The sequence below is a fragment of the Mastigocladopsis repens PCC 10914 genome, from assembly GCF_000315565.1.
In the GTDB taxonomy this organism is placed as follows: Bacteria; Cyanobacteriota; Cyanobacteriia; order Cyanobacteriales; family Nostocaceae; genus Mastigocladopsis; species Mastigocladopsis repens.
This window is the reverse complement of sequence record NZ_JH992900.1, coordinates 138,651-156,919: the sequence shown is the minus strand read 5'-3', so window position 1 is coordinate 156,919 and position 18,269 is coordinate 138,651. Positions and strand designations below refer to the sequence as shown.

Sequence of the window (18,269 nt, the reverse complement as noted above, 5' to 3'; positions counted from 1 at the left end):
TGTTGTTTAATTCCTGTAGCCATCGGCTAATAATGAAGCGATCGCCCAGGAACTTCTGCCCATCATATAATAGTTCCCAAGGTATCCAAGCTTCTTGGTCAGCGAGAATTAAAAGTGTAAAAGTGGAATTTTGGGGTATTAAACTGCGAAAGTCGGTTTGTAGTTCCGTGGGTAAGACTTACCCAAATAAGTATTGACCAAGGGAAATTAAACGAGATTTTCCCTCAGTTGGTAAACTACCGGATATATTTTCGAGTGTAGTTGCTAACAATCCCCGCGTCTGTTCTAACCTTACTGTGCTTCCTGGGGATACTGGGTCGTCAATTTCTTGACCAATAGGTTCCACAACCGCATAGCCCTGTCCCTGTACTGGTCGGTAAGGACGCGCCATTGGGTCGCCAAATAATACATAAGCCAACCAGTCTAAGGATTCCGGTACAACAGTTTTAGCCAATCTGCGAGCCGTTTGGAACGCCACACCCAAAGTTTGCCCTGCCCCAATGCTGTGATAAAAAGCACTAACAAAAGCCGCTTCCACATTGGGTTGTACTGCCCAAAGGGAACCAACAAAGGCGCTACAACCTGCTCTGACAAAGGTAGAAGCCCAGGTTTGCTCTAATGCTGTTAATTCCGGTTGCCCTACATTTAAATAACTTAAAGATACAAGGGGATGATTGCGACGCAGACTCAGCTTGGCTGGTTGCACTTCACGCTCAATATCCTGAATATCGCTACTGCTATTAACCAGCACTGGCGCATCCTGGCGGTTTGCTGTGTCCACAGATTGACCATAGCGAATTAAATGCAAGCCACGTATTGATTCAAACAAAGTAATATCATTAAATATACTAGCTTGCATGGGAATTGGGGGTGGTGCGCCTGATGAGTGCAAAAGCTCAGTCCAAAGTTCAGGTTGTTCCACACTGGCATAATGGGCAACATTGACCGCACCCACAGGAAACTCATAAGGTCGTGCTTTTTCTAACTCCCAAAGCCATCGCCCAATAATAAAGCGATCGCCTAAAAATTTCTGCCCATCATGCAACAGTTCCCAAGGAAACCAAGCATCCTGGTCAGCTAATATCAGTAAAGTGAAAGGGCGGTTGAAACCTGCTATGGCGCGAAAGGTATTTTGCAGTTCTTCTGGGAGTAAGGATTGAAATAAGTACTGACCGAGGGAAACAAGGCGAGAACGGAAATCTTCTCTGAGGCTACTTGCTGCTTCCTCAAGGGTAGTTTTTAATAATGAGTGCGATCGCGAAGCGACTCCTTCGGAGTATCGCTCGACCCAAGTAGTAGATAAAGACTGTGAATTATAGTCAACGTTATCCGCGAATAGCAGGCGTGGTTGATAGCTATCGATGTGGTAATTGAAAGTACAGGCTGAGATATCTGCGTTCCAACTAGTACGCACTTGGAGAATTATATCTGGTTGGGGAACGGGACGCGATCGGGCGGCGATAAGCGGGCGTAGTTCTGTTTCCTCAAACGCAATAACTTCTACTTCAGTTTCGAGCGTTGTTTTATAAGTTTCACCGCAGTAAAGTTCTGCTTTAATTTTGGTTTTACCTGGACGCAGGGCGGTAAGATTGAAAGTTGCGGTTTGAGTTATGTTAATGGTGTCAGTTTCAAGGGGTAAGCTTGTGGTGTTGTCACCACTAAATTGAAAGCCGGGAGCAGTGAGAAATATGTTAAGTTCGTTACCGACGGCTTCGTCTTGCGTAATTTGAAGCAAATAACCTTCTTTTATAGTTTGAACTTGCCTCAGATTAATTGAAAGTTCTATTTCTCCTGCAACTGTTGTAACTGATTGTGACGTAATAATTGATACATTGTAATCGAGAAGGTTTTCTAAAAATAATGCTTGATATGCAACTGCATAAGATTGATATGCCAATTCGTCAACAAAAGCGAAAAAAACTTTTTTGAGGCGAGAACCCTTTTTTATGTGAGCTACTACAGTGTTTAATATATTAAAAACTAATGTTGCTGAATTAAATCCTAGAGCGCCTGTACCTATTGAAGGGAAAGCTATTGTCTTGACTTCTGCTAAATTTTCCGCTTTATTTAAAGCAGCAGAAATGGCTTGAGAAATAGTTTCAATAAAGGAGTTTTTGTCTTGATAAGTTGGTAAGTGAAAAATATAACGGGCAGGTAAAATATTGGCATCAGTTACCAAAACTTCACCAAATGAGATTTTGGAGTTATTTTCTTGAATATTTTCAAAAAAGCTAATACCCAATCTTTGAATAATTTCTTGACTAATCAACCCGCTAAAGTTTAAGTTTGTATTTGTAGGATTAACGATAACATCAACTTCTAAATCCAAAATATTTATTCTAATTAGTTCAATGCGTGTAAGTGCTTCATCATGGCTAATAGATTGAGCTAAACCAAGCGCTTACATAAGAATTCATTTGTGCCACGGCTTTCTATCTTCTTTACAAGTCACGACGAATACAGCCTCCGGAGATTGAATTTTCTTACTGGTTCGGAGTACTTCTTTAAAAAAGGCGATCGCTTCCCGCGTATTCGAGCAATAACGCTTCACTGTATGTTGGATTTGTGCATTTATACAAAATTCTAGTGTACAAAACATTTCACGTAACAGTTCTTGAACTTCTATCTGACTTGATTGGCTTAATTTTTCCACAGGATCGGACCCTGGGGGTCGAATAATTAACCCCAAATTCTGGATAATTCCATGTGACTTGTCAACAAACACTGTTGCTGTGCCTAGATTTAGCAATAATAAGTACTACGTTCTCTTTGTCCGGGTTGTAATACTCGTCCTAGTAAGCCAAAATAATATTTATTATTGGCAACCATCTCTATAATTGCTAACTAGCTGAGGTCACTCACTAGTTCATTTTTAGCCTGCTGGAGTTAACAGGCTATTAAAAAATTTATTTTTTGATTTAAGTAGCGACTGAGGCTATTTCCGGTGAGAATAATTTGTGATTGTCAATAGCATATTTATAGCTAAACAATTCATTGTTTGATAAGAAAAATTTCTCTTCGCTACCCGATATCTTGAGTACCGTGATCACGCACGGTGGTTGAATATTGTTATTGCGAATGAATTTCCTTGCAGTTGTACAGGTTTTTTCTTGATGGTTTTGTTGATAGCAGCTAAAGCTTGTAACCTTTGATAGCAAAACTTTCCCACGTAACTTACGTCTCAAATGGTATCTACCTAGTTTTTGTCGAATTCGTTTTGGCATTTTGCACTCTCCTTAATAATTGTGCATGGTTTTTATATCGTTTAAGTTGAATTTCAAGCTGACGGGCTTCTTGTTTACTTGACGTTTTCCATACGTAAACAATTTTGAATTCGATGCCGCGTTTTATGGCAGCACGAGTAAATGCTGCGCCAGATCCTTGTAGATGCTGCTGAAATCTTTTCTTGAGGTTCGCGCATGAACCTAAGTAGTAACGAGCTTGATGTTTCTCATTTCCAAGCGGACGAGATAGCTCAATCATGTAGCAGCAAGGAATTGAGGGTATCTTTCCTGACAATTCCATTTATGCTTTTTTTAGGATTATTTTGAAAACTGAGGCGTTAGCTGTTTGTGGTGGTTTACGTAGTTACGCAGTTGAGTCTTTCTTGTTCCTGTATCCAACTAATTACATTTGATTTACTAATGCTTACAGGCTTATCTTCACCTGCAATAAATACTTGAAACCAGCCAGTTTCTAACTCATAGTAGTCAATAATTAAACCTGTTTTTCTGGCTGTTTCTAGAGCTAATACTTCCTGGGGCAACAATCCTTTAATTCTTAACTGTTCTTCTGGGGAAAGCTGTTTCCAAGCTTCATCTTTAACAGCCAGATGCCTATATATAGCACTTCTAATTTGATAGTAACTGGTAGCTGATTTGAGTTTTTCTGCCAGCATTAACACTTCTTCTCCAACTGGCTGCTCTTCTGTAGTGTTACTGGTGCTGGTTTGTTGGTTTTGTTTTAGCCTGGAGTTAACTTCTATAGCTTTTTCGCTCTCTGTTGAGGATGTTTCCTCTTGTGGTATTCCTGACTCAACCACAACCACTTCAGATTCAGCAGTCTCTTCTTGCGGCTGCTCTTTTTCTTGAGATTTGATTTTGGCGTGATAATCTGCGATCGCAGCGCGGAGAATTTCTTGGGGAAGTAGCCCATATCCATCAATTAATTCCTGTGTGAGTATCCCTGTTTGGTGGTCTTCTTCCCACTGAGGAGGGAATTGACAGTAGCGATCGCCTTTTGGAGTTCTGCGCCAGATTGATATCTGCTTTTGTTGTTCCTGTTTTTGGGTTTTAAGGAGGGCTTTCCTTTCTTCGATTAACTCCAGTACCAGTTTGCAGGTCAATTCCTCAATTGGATAATCCTGTAGCTGACTGATAATTGGCTTGTATTGAGAAGAACACAACCTGAGAAGTATTGTTACTGGAATTGCGGCTAGGTGTTGAGGACAAGTTAAAAATTCTTGGAAGTTTTCGGCTATTTTGAGCGCTCGTTTTTCCTCAGAGCTTCCTTTGTCCCAACCGTATGTATCGAGCAAGGTTCGGTATTCTTTCTTGCTGTAGGTGGTTTTATATTCGTAGAGCAGGAAAGTGGCGTGCAAATATTCCAGACTGCTGGTTTCGATATGTATGGTTGGATTTGGATCTAATTGATGTTTTTGGGAGTAAGGGATTGATGCGATAGTTCCTGGCATGATAAGATTCACTTTGCATTAATTTCGTTGGTCTTAAAAGCTCGTTGGTCTTAAAAGACCACCAGAAATTAAAGGCCGGGTGCCTCTGCCTTGAGAAATGGGGGTGAAGCTCGTCGGCAATTTTAACTGCCTAAGATTTCTCTTAAAAAGCATACGAATATCCGTCCTTCTTGTGAATGGGTTTGCAAAACCTATGATTGATGTCTCCAACTCTTCCGGTCTTGGTAACGATGTCAAAACTGCCTTTGGCGCGACATAATACGCGACCAACGTACTGACCCACTTTCTTCCCTGAAAGCACAACAGCTTTAACTATATCGCCAGTCTGGAAGCCAAAATGAAGCGATTGACGAGTACGATGACGGATAGGAAAGCCATACTTGTTTGTACCAGCCATTTGTCTGGTTCCCCAACCATTCGCTTTAATTAGTAGTGGCTGCAATGTTAGCAACTTAATTGCTTTAATGTCGCCAATACAAGCCGCGTCAATCCAGTGTTGCTTTTCTAGTTGAAAAAGAGTTCGATTGTACTTTGTTTGAGCACCTGTTCCTGTTGTTGTTGGCAAAATACCTTTTAGGGTATGAAAAAGTGTCCAACGAGTCGCATTAACAGCGGCAGCATCTTTTAATGGTTTTTTGGCTTGTTGTTTAATTTTCTCTAATCTTTTTGCATCTTTTTTCAAAAACTCATCAACAAGTTGTGTCCCTTTTTTAAGATTGCATCGTTTACAGCTAAGAGCTAAATTGCTGACACGATTGCTACCACCTTTGGATTTTGGATGAATATGTTCAATTTGAAGTGGCACGCCTTCTTTGTCACAGTAAACACATTTACGCCCCCACTTTTCTAGAAGATATTGTCGGACTTCGTAACCAGCGAGTTGTCCTTGCTGATATTCGATGCCATCAATCTCTGGGTTTTGCATTTTTTGCGTGTCGAATTTGACTAATTCCATAACAGTTTGAGCGATGGGTGCGTAGCGACAAAGCCGTTTTACCCAAGTTTCAACTGTGAGAACACGATGCATCAACGAAGGAGGTAGCCACCCTTCTGGTCGCTTACGGTTATCAAAACGAGCCATACGGTAACGAGTTTTGCGGCTACGACGTGAGCTACGTAACGAGCGGCGGCTGTTAAGTGCGTCCTTGATGGACCAGCCCCTATGTTGTAGTTCTGCTGCCCAAATAACATTCTCCCCATCTAATAATGCTATCCCTGTGGTTTTGCTACCAGGGTCAAGCTTAAGAGTAAGTAGTCGAACAAGTGGGTTATCAATTGCCTTGTGCAGCACAAGAGTGAAAGGAAATTGTCGGTAAATTGCTGCTTTATTTTTGTTAAGCAACTCTCGCGCTCTCGCGGGATGAATTGGGTTTAATGGTTGTTTATTGGTGTCAACAAGAAAAACATAATTGGTTTGCATTTCTGCATCTCCTTACGGGTAAAGTTTGCCTCGTTCATGTTTACGATCGGTAACTATCCAAATTGCACAGTCCTAAACCTCCTCGGACTTTTAACAATCTGGTTTCAGAGCCTGGGGCTGGCACGCACCCCAAGGTGAGTTCTTAAACGCTTGTCGTAAACGTAGTCCTTTAATGGACTTGAACTGGTCAACTAGAGTTAACTGCAAGCCCTTGCCTTATAGGGGTTTGCACTCAACGGTTAGGTCGTTGACTTACCTATTTCAGTCAGTGCAAACAATTTAGGCTGCTTGTTTGTCCCAAGCTTTTGATGATTTGGAGATAGCAGCCAAGGCATAGCCCAAGGTGTGCTTGTGAATTTTGGGCATTTTGTGAAACGACATATCCTGACCCCAATCTTGGACTGACTTTGTGCCAATATGTAATACTTGCGTGAGGGTTTTGACACAAGTTGCGCGAAAATTGGCGTGAGAAACAGTTTGCAGTATTTGCTGTTCAGTTAACCCTTCAAGGAGTATTCTTTCAAGAAAGGTTTGAGCATCTACTTCCGGTGCGTTGTATTCTCCTATCAAGATGCTTTTTAGCTGGTTTGGTATGATTTCGGCCGCGTGAATGTAAGCAAGTGAAATTTTGCAGTAGTTGGGTATTCCGTCAAAGTTGAGATCGCTTCCCCACTTACGGACTGTTGGTCTTTGCACACCTAAGACTGCACATAGTACAGTGATACATTTTTTGCGGTATTGCGAATCTGTTTCTTCTTCGAGAAGTTCTGGGGGGCTGAGTTCGGCTATACCGAAGCAGTAGCGTAGAAATTGTCTGGGTTCTAATCCTTGCTTTGGTAGTATTTCTACCACTTTGTAGTTCTTTTGCATCTTTATTAGCTCTTACAGGATTTTTACCGAGTTAGCTTGATTTATCTCAAGCCCTTGTTTTGTGCTTTTTAGGTAAAGTTTACCGATTCGCAAAGTTAGTGATGTATTAATTTAATATTATTTAATATTTAGTGCATCACTAATTAAATTTAGTGATGCACTAAATGTAAAGGGTTTATTGAGGGCAAGACATTTAGTTGTTGTAGCGATATGGGTTTTGATATAAAAGTTAATGTTTGTAACTAAAAACCCTGTTGTTTCTATAAACTGAAGAGAAACCTAGATAAACCAAGTTCAAAAAACGTGTGTCAAATCAGCGCGAACGCTTTTCTGGAGGGGATACTGACCGGGTATCCTTTACCCTTGCACCCGGTGTGCGGCAAAAGGTAGATGATGTACTGCCGATATTGGGTGGCACTTTAGCAAAAACTCTAAGGCGTTTAGTTGATTTGGGTTTGGATTTAGTTGACCTAGCTCAAAAAAGTGGTAAACCAGTTCCTCAACCGGGTAATTTGGAGCAGATGTTTTCGGGTTATACCTCTTTGGGTATAGAACTGATATTTGCGTGCGAATCCTTGGGTTTACCAGTACCTGAAGTGGGTCAGGTGGGAGTTTGGTTTGTAGATAATCTCTCCCTTGGTTTGGATGATATTGAGGGGATTAAGAAAGATAATGATTTTGGAGCATCACGTATATTTCGTTTAAGTCGAGAAATTCAGAGGTTTTTTCAGCAGCAGCTTAATGTACTATCAGAAGATGAGTATGCTGCATTTTTGAGGAATTTGCATCGGGAAGCTATTATTGGGCAAGAGTTTGTAGCTGCTTGTCAGACGCTGGGTTTGCAGTTACCAGAGACAGGAAAACTACAGGAATGGTTACAAGATTTGGTGGAGCGATCGCGCAGCCTCTCCACAGTAGAATCTCAATTATCAAACGAGTTATTAGAAGAATGTGAGCGATTGGGGATAGATCCGCCAAAACCTGGTGAGGTTGGAGCGTGGCTACAAAATACCCGCCCTGCGGTATTTGAGGAGCCAATGCACGAACATAGGTTACCTTTTACAGATGATGGTTTGCCTTTAGGGGGGTCACAACCGTTTTTGGAGCATTTACTGGCGCTAAATGCACCGCCAACTGAAGATGAGGAGTATGACATTGCTCATAGGTTTGGTGTTGACCCAGCGCATCTGAAGGAACTCATATCCCGTATGAAATTTGATAGGAACGGACAGACAAATAATTGTCATTAATAAGCTTCGGGGATAAATGCATGGATGCCATTGAAGATTCCTCAACATTGTGGACTTTATTATCTAGACCTGGATGGGAGATTAAGCCGAACCCAGTAAAGCATTTACTCAAAATTAAAGCTCCTAACTACCAGGAAGCATTAATACTTTATACTAACTATCGAAAATTTCTAGCGACGTGGGCAGCGTCTCTCAACTGTACCTGTGCTTTGATTGGAATTCAGGGGATGCGCGGATCTGCATTCAAAATTCTTGCAGCAACGCCAGCATCGCAGCAGAAGTTATACGAAGACTTAATTTTTGCAAGCTTACAAAAGTCGGTTCGTTTTGAATCTGATGGACTTGCCGGAAGTGATCGCTACGCCCACCGCAGGCATCGCTACTTTGAGGATAATATCTGCGAGTCTCCAGGCTTTTACATTGCCGAAACTTTTTTGTACCCTGAACTCAGACCAATTGTTGATGAAATATTTTCAAATCCAGACAAGAAACTTGCTCTAACACGAATGTCTGACAATTTTCAATTGATCGTGTCCGCATCAGCAGCACGGGCAATGAGTTCTGACTCACAAGATGTGGTGCGTCGCCGGACCACAGATTTTTGGCACGCTAGAGACTACCAGATTTTTATACAGAAATTTAAGCAAGATGGTAGTACAGGTTTTGAAATCACTTATCAGGCAACGACCAACCTGCCCAAGACTAATCCTTTAGCACCGTGGGCACAGTTTACTACGAGTTATAGGTTTTTTGAGATTGATATAGGCGGGCGCAGGGAAGTGTACCGTTTGGGCGAAGGTAAAGACATTACACCAATTAGCCGTCCCAAGGTTGTTTCATAATATAGTGAGGTTTTATGGCAGTAAGATTCCTAGAAAACAAGGGCAGTGGCAATATCCTAGAGATTAGTAGAGCTAGGCTTTTAGAACTAACTCCTAATGTTTATCCCCTTACTTGGGAAGCGATTCTTTCAGGTAAAGGTGATAGTGCAGCTATCTTGGGTGCAGGTTTTGCCGAACGTGAAGTTTTTTTTGGTTTTGAAGGAGTTGACCTAACGCGCTACCAACTTCCGACAATCGACTGTTATGACATTGCTATTAATCCGCCAGAAAAGTTTTTAGCTTTACGCAGCCAATACCCAAATCTACAGTTAAAATATTTTTGCGATCGCAATTTAGCAGAACTAGAACTGACAAAACTTTACGCTCCTAAAACCTTACGGTTGGTTTCGGTTCATGGAGTGTTAGATTATTTACAACCAGATGCCGTTATGCGGTTGTTACTCGATATAGTAAAGGTGCAACCGGAGGCAATATCAGTGCGGCTATTTTTAATTGGCAACCCGTGGTCGCGGAATTTTGCAAGCACAAATCAGTTAGCTGAGGAAGTAAAATCAATTGAAATAGCAACAAGTGATTTAGTTGAGCCAATTGAGTTTGATGTATTTTGTCGTACAGGTATTGTTCAATTAAATATTTCATCCGAAGATAAAATTGCACATAATTTATTACCAACATATGGTGCATCCCACGTAATCCCTGATAAGTTAGTTGGATATTTTAAAAATCAAGGATATCAACTTATAGCAAGCGATGTATACTCACTTAATAATCAAGATTTACAAGGAGATAAATTACACAACTATAATATGAATGAAGATGCATATATAAATTATCCACACGGAATATTGTTATTTTTTAAGCAATGAAATAGCTGGTTGGATAAAACTCATAGGCGTAACTAGGTGAATTCATCCATCTAAAAGCGCAGCTGAAGAAATAATGTTAATAATTAAGGTAACGGTTGTCTAATTTATAAGAGGTAATTTGATAAATAGAAATATGTTTGGGAGAGCCAAATGTTAAAAGAACTTCACCTCCAGCAAGTTGGTCCTGCTGCCCATTTTGATGTTGCATTTGCCGATAGGCTCAATATATTTACAGGTGATAATGGTTTAGGTAAAAGTTTTTTACTCGATATCGCTTGGTGGGTGATGACTACAAATTGGGCAGAGCAACCAGCGTACCCACATCAAGCGAGAGGTGAAAATCCACAAATTACAGGCGTAGTTAGCACTAAAAAAAATATAAGAGAATATCAGAGTTACTTTGATTTTTCTGAACAACAATGGCGTAGTTTACAAATACCTCCTTTATTAAAAGAGGTAGTTATTTATGTGCGAGTTGATGGTAGTTTTTCTGTTTTTGACCCGGCTCGCCAACGCGATATTGCTTATAATTTTAATCCAAATACACTTTGGAATGGATTAAAGTCAAAAAATAAAGTTCTTTGTAATGGTCTAATTCAAGATTGGGTAACATGGCAAAATCAACCGAATAAATATCCATTTAAACTGTTTTATAATGTCATTAAAAAACTTGCACCTCACCCTTCAGAATGGATAGAAGTGGGAGAACCAACGCGAGTTTCTATTGAAGACGTGCGCGATATTCCTACAGTTAATCTGCCTTATGGGAATGTTCCTGTCACTCAAACATCAGCCGGAATGAAGCGTATTCTGGGACTAGCTTATTTACTAGTTTGGACTTGGTACGAACATAAAAAAGCTTCTGAATTACGGCAACAAAAGCCAGTAGATCAGATAGTTTTACTAATTGATGAAATTGAATCTCATTTACATCCTCGTTGGCAGAGAGTGATTTTACCAGCTATTTTAGCTGTAGTGAAAGAATTACAACCCAGGATGAAGATACAGGCTTTAGTAACTACTCATTCTCCACTTGTTCTTGCTTCCTTAGAGCCAAATTTTAATGAGCAAGAAGATAAACTATTTTTATTGAAATTACAAGATAGAGAGGTTAGCCTTGACGAAGTACCTTGGTCAAAACAAGGGGATACAGTTGGATGGTTAACCTCAGAAATTTTTGGTCTCAAACAAGCCCGTTCCAAAGAAGCAGAAATTGCAATTGAAGCAGCAGAGGCTTGGATGCGTGATGATGATATGAATGCGTTTCCAGAAAATCTGAGAATACCAACACAAATTCATCAGGAACTTCAAAGAGTTTTACCAGGACATGACCCATTTTGGCCCCGTTGGATAGTTACAACGGAGAAAATAAATTTTGGGTTATCAGGGGCATAACACAGATGATGCCATTTAATCCTCCTCTAGAACCACCTGATTTTGATAAAAAAGTGCGACAACCAGGAAATGCTTGGTTGAGAAAAAATCCAGATCCCAAAAAAGGAACCAGAGATTATTGGTCGCCTTTCAAAAGTTATTTAGCTGATGGATTTAATAATCTTTGTGGCTATAGCGTTATGTACGAACCAGTTGGTACAGTAGATCATTATCGCAGCCGTGAAAATTATCGCAATTTAGCTTACGAATGGAGCAATTTACGCTTTGCTTCTGCTTGGATTAATAGTAGTAAAGGTACACTTGACGACCAAGTACTTGATCCTTTTGATTTGGGAGAACATTGGTTTGAAATTTTACTTCCTTCCCTACAATTAGTATTAACAGATAAAGTTCCTCCGCAACAACGTCAAAAGGCAGAATTTACTTTGGAACGGTTGCGGTTACGGGATGATGAAAGAGTCTTGCGCCAGCGTCAACAATGGTATCAACTTTATTTGGATGGGGATTTGACTCTACAAGGATTAGAAAAAAAAGCTCCTCTGATAGTGCGTGCGATAAAGAAACAGCAGCAGGCTATTTCTCAACAAGGGTAAGCTTTGCAGTCATCAGATTGTGAAGGCAAGTATTTTCATAACACGATACTGCAAGATAAACGGGTAAAAGTCCGATGAACTTGTCACAGACTATTAAGGCGGATATCGCGTTATATATTTCTGTTAGAGTACTTTCTTACTAAAAGAGTAATTTTTTTATTTTTTTTACTCATATATATGAACGTGCTTGCATTCTTAACAGGCAGTATGTAACTTGGCAAGTGTGAAGTTTAGCAGGAGATGGACTTAAATTTAGTTGTATTTGAGTTGAGCTATACCTGTACTAAAGTGACAGAAATTGTAAATTATTTTTTAATTTACAATAAGTTTTGTAAGGTCTTAGTTTAATTCGCTTTCAATTGATGTTGTCTTTCAGTTGGAATTGAGTTTGATGATATGTGAGAACGTTATCTACACCCAAAAAACGCTTGCCGAAAGATACAGGATTTCGATCGCCGCTTTACAACGGTGGTATCCCTATGCCGGTATAGTAAAACCGCGAAAGCGGGGAGGATATTTTGATGCAGCAACAGTTGAGATTGCTGACATTTTCTACGTTGCTATCAAAATTCGGCGGTTGACTTGTGAAGAATATTTACAACAGGTGATTCCTGCTGGTGGCTTAGATGCTTATTTACAAAAAGTCAACGACGTAACCCTTTATGACTTTTTGAACAAGCATATATCAGAGTCAGAAAAAAACAACCCGATTGTGCAAGCAGTAATTAGGAGAATTGAGCGAAATGAAGCATATCAACAAAGTGGCAGAGACTTTGCAGGTGTCGCCTGATGTAGTACGTACCTGCTGTCGGTTGTTGGATTTAGCTTTGCAGCCAAATGATACGCTTGACGAAACTGTTGAGCAGCAGCTAGTTCAACTCAAAGAGATAGCCTCTCGTGAAGGTATGTCCCTTGAAGAAGCAGCCCAGCATTTGATTGCAATGCGCGATCGCAAATCAGAAGTAGGCGAACATAAGTTCGACAAGCGCGAGTACATCAAACAGCGATTTGGCGTAGACCCAGAGCAAGCTTTGCCCGACAGCTTTGTAGGAATACTTTACCGAGATGCAGATAGGGGTATTCAGTTAGGGGAATTACGCCATAAGGTGGTGCTTGAATCTTCCACACTTGCTCTAGAAGAATTTGTTTTTCATGGCAGCAGTTCACTTCCAGGAGGTAATACTTCCGTTCCATCTGGTTACGATGAAGCGCAAGAGCGAATTAACTCGCGCATCGATAACGATTTTTTCGGCAAAGTGAACTGGGGGGAAGAGACTCATCCACTGTTAGTCGGTACATCGACACCGCAGCCCTTGCAGTTGAAGTCCTCGCAGCCGAAAACCGGGCAATCTCAGAAGAAATAGTAACTCAAATGCTACCCATCTGCTATCGAATACGGGATGATAGTTTACTCAACGCTCGTAAGACATCTACCCAGGCAGTTGGTATAAATTTGCTTTCGGTAATAGCTGGTACTGTGGTTGGGACGTGGGTAGCAGTTCCCCCAACTCAAGAGAGACAGGAAATTCTTACTATTCAACCAATTTTGATTGGTGTGGGTATAGGCGAATTAATTGGTTTAATTTTGGCACTAGTAATAATTTGGTTTACCAGGGACGAACAAAAAACCTAATCAACCTTTCTCTCATCAAGGACATTACTCATTTTAGTCGCATCATTGCCAGGGAGCAGTTATGAGTGCAGCATTTGACTTTTTGGTTAACACAGCGGGTGGTTTGTTGATGAACCTGGGTGTTTCTGGGATGGTAGGACAACTGTTGGGAGTGGGGGCGACCCTTGCCTTGCACCCTTTGTTACTCCTAACTGGGATAGTTGTGGGTGGTGCAGGAATTGCGATTGCACGCGAATTAAACAAGCGCCCTCAGTTGCAGTTGGTTGTTGATAATACATGAGGGGTACATGATGTTTACTCCTATACCTGTGCGAAATAAACAACCGAGTCGAAGAAGAAAAAAGGTAAATGTCACCCTGTGGACGGTTTGTTCGACTGTTAGTGCGCTGTCTGTTATTGGGGCGGTTGCATTGATGGTCGGGTGGAAGCAACAAGTTCCGGGTAATCAGATATCGGAGGTACAGCAGGTAAAGGCGCAAGTTTCCCAAATTCGGGAGGTGTACTTAGAGAAGCTTTCCCGTACTGACTACAATATAGACCATCTGTCCAGTTACTCCTCAGTAGAGGGTGCGCCTACTCTTACGGGCTGGCGACAGTTGGCGGCGGCATTGTGGGGACAGCAATTGCGGAGTGAAATATCTAGAATGCAAGCTAATGAAAAATCTGGGTTTTACCGCCTTCACTATATGCCGGCACTGGAGATAGTTAAGTTCAACTCTCTGGATGTTTTACTCGAAGCGGCTTCTGGAAATAATAGTTTTTACTGGGGATACCGCAAAACTGATGGCACGAAAGTTGAGGAGAAGATACCAACCGGGGCTGCTGCTGTTTTGATCTTGGGTAAATTAGAGGCGATTGATTACGCTCAAAACTTGGAATCTCAACCATCAGTTGATCTGAATCAAATGCTAATTCAGATTAGGAATGCTCAAGAACCATACTCTCTTGCACAGGCGCAGTTGTTACGGGCACGGGGATATCTAGACCCAGTTGAGCAGATGGTACAGGTGGCAGATATCCGCGAGAAAATACGCCAGAAGGAGGAGCAAAGGCGAATATATCTCCAACAAATGAAGAAGCAATTACCTAAGCCGATTCTTAATAAACAGCCTGTCAATAAATCGGGGGGGTGATGTCATGTATGCCAAGTTTGCTGCTGCGATAGTTTGCATAGCTTTGTGTTCGCTCAATGTTGTAGCGGCAGTCAAACGTACCCCTATTCGTACTACCCTTGAAGGTTCAACTCGTACAACGGTTGAGATGATGCCATCTCCCAATTCAGGAGTGCATTGGATGAGTGCAGTTATATTTCTAGCTGGGTTTGCTTGTTTTTTAGGCTGGGGAATTTCTGACTACAACAATGCAGTTGAAGAAAGAGATGAACTGTCTGATAACTTGGCTAATACCGACAATCAACAACTTCATGTTGGTGTTTCTGATACTGATATTCAGCCTTCTTTAGTGCCCCCGGTGTCACCTTCTCCTGGGATGAGATTCAATAGCGAGTTCTCTGCTAAAAATGTAGTTCAATTTTCTCCTCGTTCTACTGTTTCTGGGTTAGAGCGAGTACATAGTAGTCAGTTTGTTGAAGATGGAGTGCAAAACCAACCTGGAATGTTATCTCCAGAAGAGTTTTACGCCCAACTTCAGGATGAAGATTTCTGGGAAGATACTAACTCCCAGGTAAATGATAAACCCGCCAGCTAGTTAGTTAATTTGAGGTCATATTATGAGTAGGAATCAACGCCGTAATTTTGATGTTGATTATTCTGAAGGTGGAGCAATCGTGCCTGCAAATCGCTTACAAAATATGTTGCAGCAGGTACAGCAGGGAGGAATGGTAAATCAGCAACCTAACGTTTCTCCCATGACTACTTATGATACTCAACCCGTAGAGGTTAGGTATATTAATGCACCTACTGCCTATAAGCCGAGGGTTCCTCAGATAGAGATTCCCTATATCGAGACTTGGAAAGCACATAGGCTGCATCCGCAAAACCCTTGGAGATTTGGCTGGTATCCAGTATATTTTTTATCTGATGTAATTAAATCTCCTGTGGGTGTGGCTGCTGTGGGAGTGTGGTTGTTAATAATGCTGTTGAATTTTTTCCTTAATGGCAGTTACACCGGGCCGGGGTATGCGTCTGGGAAGAAGATTGAAGTTGTACCCAAAGAAGTTCCCTCTTTTGCCCTGCCTGTGGTTAAGCAGTTGGAATAATGTGGGTAAAGGCAATTTTTTGGTTCGTACTGCTGGCATGGATTGCAGATATCTTGCAACCGGGATATTTGCAATTTTATAACTGGCGTAATGCTGTGGTGTTGGCACATAAGTTTCAGTTTTCATCGCCTGGGGCAGTTGTCCCTAATCCTGCACCTGGCGTGAATATGTCTTCTACTCCTGTTCCTACACGTTACTCCCCTAAAGTTAGGGAACCTGCAACATCTGGGAATGGCCTAAATTCTCCAGATTGCCGTGTGGTTAGGAATGATTTTGAGGAAGTATTGAGTACTGCAAAGATTGGTTGTTGGCAGGTTTCTCCTGCTAATGCAAAAAGGCGTTAAGGCAATGCGAATAATCTTTGAAACTGACGGTGACAAGGAGGTTAGCAATTCGACTGTAACTAGTTTGGAGGAGACGGTCGATACTAGTTCGAGTGCAAGTTGGAGATATGCGATCGCAACCTCAGTTTTAATTGCAGCTATAGTGATTCCCCAGGTTTCTGGATGGATTGAATCTCAGCTGTTAGTTAAATCTCTCCAGGGTCTAATATTACCGAAAACTATTGGTAGTAATCAGGTTTTAAATAATGGTCGAATTGCTTTTCCAACTGCGCCTGGTACTCCTGTTACCTCAGAGTTTGGTTGGCGAACACACCCCATTACGGGCGAACGCAAGTTTCACACGGGGATTGATTTTGGTGCAGCAAAGGGTACGCCAATTTATGCGGTTGATGCTGGTCGAGTGGTTTTTGCAGGTGACAAGGGTGGTTATGGCAAAGCAGCTGTTATTCAGCATCAAAGAAGTTTATCTACTCTCTACGGTCATGTCAGTCAGCTGTATGTACAGCAGGGGCAACAAGTTGTGCGTGGGCAGATGATTGCGGCAGTAGGTAGTACGGGCTTTTCGACGGGGCCGCATTTGCACTTTGAAGTTCAGGTTAATAGTGTAGCGCAGAACCCCCGTCCTTATTTACACGAGTATTTAGCTAACCGTTGAAGGTTATCGCCCTTGAAGGCAGGAGGCAGAGGAGGCAGTGCGGTGGACGGGTCTCCCGGCATAAAGCAACTGCCGTGGCAGAAGGGGATAACCAAGGACTGAGGAAAGTTCTTTTGCCTTGCCCATTAGGGTCTAAAACCCCACCGTCTACACGGGAGCCAGTACTGCAGGAGGGTTTCCCGACCTAGGGAACTGGCGTTGTCTTTGATTGGTTGGGGTCGGAATCCACATACTACATTCCTTCAGCATAGCTGCCCTCGTACTTCTGCCTTTCTTCAATTAGCTATTAGCAAGAGAAATGCAAATTGTACCGATTTTTATATCAGGTGTAGTTGGTGCAGCCTGCTCTGTTGCATTTTCTTATGGAGTAGCTTCACTGCCATGTGGATTGGTATCAAAAGGTGCGGATACTATTTGTCAGGTGCGTAGTTTTGGTAAGGCACTTGATAGTTGGAAATTTGGGTTTATTGTTGGTGGTTTGGTTGGGTTGATTTTGAGTCCTCGCCATCAATTTATATCCCGTTTTCAACCCATCCATTTGTCAACTGCTTCTTTAATTACTTTGGGCATTTATTTTTCAAATTCTCAAAGTACTGGTGTTTTTTCAGCGTCGTTAAATAGTTTAGGAGGAAGAGTTAGTACAGGTTCTTATTCACCACGATTGAGTGCTTTTTTAGCGACAATTCGTTGGGCAGAAACAGGAACCAGTGAGCCAGAAAGTTATCGTAAGTTAGTATTTAACGGAACTTTTAATGATTTTTCTACACACCCGTTAAAGAAACAGTGCGCTCCTATTAATGGTAAAAATGTTTGTTCAACTGCGGCTGGTGGATATCAAATGTTAAATAAAAGTTGGCAAGACTTAGCGCCAAAGTTAAACTTGAAGGATTTTAGCCCAGCTTCTCAGGACAAAATGGCAATTGAATATATTCGTCGTAATAATGCCTTAAATGATGTTGAATCAGGAAGGTTTGATACTGCTGTTTGTAAAGTGGGCAGGGTATGGGCTTCGCTGCCTTGCAATAATTATAACCAAAATGCTAAATCTATCGATAAATTAAGAACTTACTATCAGCAACAATTACAGAAGTTTGAAATTTCCAGGAGGTGAAAATTTAGTGATGTTAGTACCATATAATGCTCAAAATAATATTGGATATCAAAAACACCAAGTTTTAACTGCAATTGTGCAAGCCAAACAAGATGGTTTAAGCAATGAAGAGATTATGGCGAATGTATGCGAAGCTTTACCTTCTTCATTGGTTGATTATGCTGAAACGGTTCTACAACAGATTGATTTTAAGACGAAGTTATCACGTCCGGTTATTGAATTTGATTTAGAGTTTTTATTCCAGGTAATATACGAATCAGTGATTGCAGGTACAAGTGATGAAGAAATATTATCGGTATGTGCAGAGCACTGTACTTTAAATCAGTATGAGTTTGTGCGTTATGCTCTTGAGTATATCCATGTCAATCGGATTCCATCG

General features: G+C 41.3%; 22 protein-coding genes. 15 read left to right on the top strand and 7 right to left on the bottom strand.

What is annotated here, in order from left to right; genetic code table 11:
- Positions 1–178: 178 nt before the first annotated feature.
- The 7 genes from MAS10914_RS31905 to MAS10914_RS0100900 all read right to left on the bottom strand — a co-directional run bounded on the left by MAS10914_RS31905 (position 179) and on the right by MAS10914_RS0100900 (position 6,983).
- Complete coding sequence (locus MAS10914_RS31905; protein WP_017314036.1) at positions 179–2,329, bottom strand: macro domain-containing protein; 2,151 nt, start codon at positions 2,327–2,329, stop codon at positions 179–181.
- A gap of 84 nt (positions 2,330–2,413) precedes the next feature.
- A complete protein-coding gene (locus tag MAS10914_RS35210) occupies positions 2,414–2,653 on the bottom strand; it encodes a hypothetical protein (protein WP_232224072.1) in 240 nt (79 codons plus the stop codon).
- A 265-nt stretch (positions 2,654–2,918) separates the two neighbouring features.
- Positions 2,919–3,224 (bottom strand): DUF3155 domain-containing protein, encoded by a 306-nt coding sequence (locus tag MAS10914_RS36505; RefSeq protein ID WP_156818055.1) that lies wholly within the window; start codon positions 3,222–3,224, stop codon positions 2,919–2,921.
- Positions 3,193–3,525: a GIY-YIG nuclease family protein gene (locus MAS10914_RS0100915; RefSeq protein WP_232224071.1), complete on the bottom strand. Its 333-nt coding sequence runs from the start codon at positions 3,523–3,525 to the stop codon at positions 3,193–3,195. The genes MAS10914_RS36505 and MAS10914_RS0100915 overlap by 32 nt, the downstream gene beginning before the upstream one ends.
- Before the next feature lie 55 nt (positions 3,526–3,580).
- Complete coding sequence (locus MAS10914_RS0100910) at positions 3,581–4,693, bottom strand: hypothetical protein (RefSeq protein WP_017314033.1); 1,113 nt, start codon at positions 4,691–4,693, stop codon at positions 3,581–3,583.
- Positions 4,694–4,835: 142 nt separating this feature from the next.
- A complete protein-coding gene (gene iscB / locus MAS10914_RS0100905; RefSeq protein ID WP_017314032.1) occupies positions 4,836–6,113 on the bottom strand; it encodes an RNA-guided endonuclease IscB in 1,278 nt (425 codons plus the stop codon).
- A gap of 279 nt (positions 6,114–6,392) precedes the next feature.
- Positions 6,393–6,983: a hypothetical protein gene (locus tag MAS10914_RS0100900; protein WP_017314031.1), complete on the bottom strand. Its 591-nt coding sequence runs from the start codon at positions 6,981–6,983 to the stop codon at positions 6,393–6,395.
- A 305-nt stretch (positions 6,984–7,288) separates the two neighbouring features.
- Between MAS10914_RS0100900 and MAS10914_RS0100895 the strand changes: the two genes are divergently transcribed.
- The 15 genes from MAS10914_RS0100895 (at position 7,289) to MAS10914_RS0100825 (ending at position 17,890) form a co-directional block, all read left to right on the top strand.
- Entirely contained in the window at positions 7,289–8,233 is a 945-nt protein-coding gene (locus tag MAS10914_RS0100895) for a hypothetical protein (RefSeq protein ID WP_017314030.1), read from the top strand.
- Between the two features lie 20 nt (positions 8,234–8,253).
- Positions 8,254–9,075 (top strand): hypothetical protein, encoded by an 822-nt coding sequence (locus MAS10914_RS0100890; RefSeq protein ID WP_017314029.1) that lies wholly within the window; start codon positions 8,254–8,256, stop codon positions 9,073–9,075.
- A 14-nt stretch (positions 9,076–9,089) separates the two neighbouring features.
- Positions 9,090–9,941 carry a hypothetical protein gene (locus MAS10914_RS0100885; RefSeq protein ID WP_017314028.1) on the top strand — a complete coding sequence of 284 codons (852 nt, stop codon included), beginning with the start codon at positions 9,090–9,092 and terminating at the stop codon, positions 9,939–9,941.
- A 150-nt stretch (positions 9,942–10,091) separates the two neighbouring features.
- A complete protein-coding gene (locus MAS10914_RS0100880) occupies positions 10,092–11,336 on the top strand; it encodes an AAA family ATPase (protein ID WP_017314027.1) in 1,245 nt (414 codons plus the stop codon).
- Between the two features lie 5 nt (positions 11,337–11,341).
- Positions 11,342–11,929: an HNH endonuclease family protein gene (locus MAS10914_RS0100875; RefSeq protein ID WP_017314026.1), complete on the top strand. Its 588-nt coding sequence runs from the start codon at positions 11,342–11,344 to the stop codon at positions 11,927–11,929.
- Positions 11,930–12,320: 391 nt separating this feature from the next.
- Positions 12,321–12,719 (top strand): hypothetical protein, encoded by a 399-nt coding sequence (locus MAS10914_RS0100870; RefSeq protein WP_017314025.1) that lies wholly within the window; start codon positions 12,321–12,323, stop codon positions 12,717–12,719.
- A gap of 22 nt (positions 12,720–12,741) precedes the next feature.
- Entirely contained in the window at positions 12,742–13,293 is a 552-nt protein-coding gene (locus MAS10914_RS0100865; RefSeq protein WP_017314024.1) for a hypothetical protein, read from the top strand.
- A gap of 8 nt (positions 13,294–13,301) precedes the next feature.
- Entirely contained in the window at positions 13,302–13,562 is a 261-nt protein-coding gene (locus tag MAS10914_RS0100860) for a hypothetical protein (RefSeq protein ID WP_017314023.1), read from the top strand.
- A 61-nt stretch (positions 13,563–13,623) separates the two neighbouring features.
- Complete coding sequence (locus tag MAS10914_RS0100855; RefSeq protein ID WP_011316696.1) at positions 13,624–13,842, top strand: hypothetical protein; 219 nt, start codon at positions 13,624–13,626, stop codon at positions 13,840–13,842.
- Between the two features lie 10 nt (positions 13,843–13,852).
- A complete protein-coding gene (locus tag MAS10914_RS0100850) occupies positions 13,853–14,695 on the top strand; it encodes a phage terminase large subunit family protein (protein WP_026082252.1) in 843 nt (280 codons plus the stop codon).
- Between the two features lie 4 nt (positions 14,696–14,699).
- Positions 14,700–15,269 (top strand): hypothetical protein, encoded by a 570-nt coding sequence (locus MAS10914_RS0100845; protein WP_017314021.1) that lies wholly within the window; start codon positions 14,700–14,702, stop codon positions 15,267–15,269.
- Positions 15,270–15,291: 22 nt separating this feature from the next.
- Positions 15,292–15,780 carry a hypothetical protein gene (locus tag MAS10914_RS0100840; RefSeq protein ID WP_017314020.1) on the top strand — a complete coding sequence of 163 codons (489 nt, stop codon included), beginning with the start codon at positions 15,292–15,294 and terminating at the stop codon, positions 15,778–15,780.
- Positions 15,780–16,124, top strand: coding sequence for a hypothetical protein (locus MAS10914_RS0100835; RefSeq protein ID WP_017314019.1), 345 nt, complete (start codon positions 15,780–15,782; stop codon positions 16,122–16,124). The genes MAS10914_RS0100840 and MAS10914_RS0100835 overlap by 1 nt, the downstream gene beginning before the upstream one ends.
- Before the next feature lie 4 nt (positions 16,125–16,128).
- Positions 16,129–16,779: a M23 family metallopeptidase gene (locus MAS10914_RS0100830; protein WP_026082251.1), complete on the top strand. Its 651-nt coding sequence runs from the start codon at positions 16,129–16,131 to the stop codon at positions 16,777–16,779.
- Positions 16,780–17,077: 298 nt separating this feature from the next.
- Positions 17,078–17,890 (top strand): glycoside hydrolase family 24 protein, encoded by an 813-nt coding sequence (locus MAS10914_RS0100825; protein ID WP_017314017.1) that lies wholly within the window; start codon positions 17,078–17,080, stop codon positions 17,888–17,890.
- The last annotated feature ends 379 nt before the right edge of the window (positions 17,891–18,269 follow it).

Bases quoted from the DNA above. Each gene is read 5' to 3' on its own strand.
- MAS10914_RS36505 (WP_156818055.1), bottom strand. From the start codon at position 3,224: ATGCCAAAACGAATTCGACAAAAACTAGGTAGATACCATTTGAGACGT.
- MAS10914_RS0100915 (WP_232224071.1), bottom strand. From the start codon at position 3,525: ATGGAATTGTCAGGAAAGATACCCTCAATTCCTTGCTGCTACATGATT.
- MAS10914_RS0100910 (WP_017314033.1), bottom strand. From the start codon at position 4,693: ATGCCAGGAACTATCGCATCAATCCCTTACTCCCAAAAACATCAATTA.
- iscB (WP_017314032.1), bottom strand. From the start codon at position 6,113: ATGCAAACCAATTATGTTTTTCTTGTTGACACCAATAAACAACCATTA.
- MAS10914_RS0100900 (WP_017314031.1), bottom strand. From the start codon at position 6,983: ATGCAAAAGAACTACAAAGTGGTAGAAATACTACCAAAGCAAGGATTA.
- MAS10914_RS0100890 (WP_017314029.1), top strand. From the start codon at position 8,254: ATGGATGCCATTGAAGATTCCTCAACATTGTGGACTTTATTATCTAGA.
- MAS10914_RS0100885 (WP_017314028.1), top strand. From the start codon at position 9,090: ATGGCAGTAAGATTCCTAGAAAACAAGGGCAGTGGCAATATCCTAGAG.
- MAS10914_RS0100880 (WP_017314027.1), top strand. From the start codon at position 10,092: ATGTTAAAAGAACTTCACCTCCAGCAAGTTGGTCCTGCTGCCCATTTT.
- MAS10914_RS0100875 (WP_017314026.1), top strand. From the start codon at position 11,342: ATGATGCCATTTAATCCTCCTCTAGAACCACCTGATTTTGATAAAAAA.
- MAS10914_RS0100870 (WP_017314025.1), top strand. From the start codon at position 12,321: ATGATATGTGAGAACGTTATCTACACCCAAAAAACGCTTGCCGAAAGA.
- MAS10914_RS0100860 (WP_017314023.1), top strand. From the start codon at position 13,302: ATGCTACCCATCTGCTATCGAATACGGGATGATAGTTTACTCAACGCT.
- MAS10914_RS0100855 (WP_011316696.1), top strand. From the start codon at position 13,624: ATGAGTGCAGCATTTGACTTTTTGGTTAACACAGCGGGTGGTTTGTTG.
- MAS10914_RS0100850 (WP_026082252.1), top strand. From the start codon at position 13,853: ATGTTTACTCCTATACCTGTGCGAAATAAACAACCGAGTCGAAGAAGA.
- MAS10914_RS0100845 (WP_017314021.1), top strand. From the start codon at position 14,700: ATGTATGCCAAGTTTGCTGCTGCGATAGTTTGCATAGCTTTGTGTTCG.
- MAS10914_RS0100840 (WP_017314020.1), top strand. From the start codon at position 15,292: ATGAGTAGGAATCAACGCCGTAATTTTGATGTTGATTATTCTGAAGGT.
- MAS10914_RS0100835 (WP_017314019.1), top strand. From the start codon at position 15,780: ATGTGGGTAAAGGCAATTTTTTGGTTCGTACTGCTGGCATGGATTGCA.
- MAS10914_RS0100830 (WP_026082251.1), top strand. From the start codon at position 16,129: ATGCGAATAATCTTTGAAACTGACGGTGACAAGGAGGTTAGCAATTCG.
- MAS10914_RS0100825 (WP_017314017.1), top strand. From the start codon at position 17,078: ATGCAAATTGTACCGATTTTTATATCAGGTGTAGTTGGTGCAGCCTGC.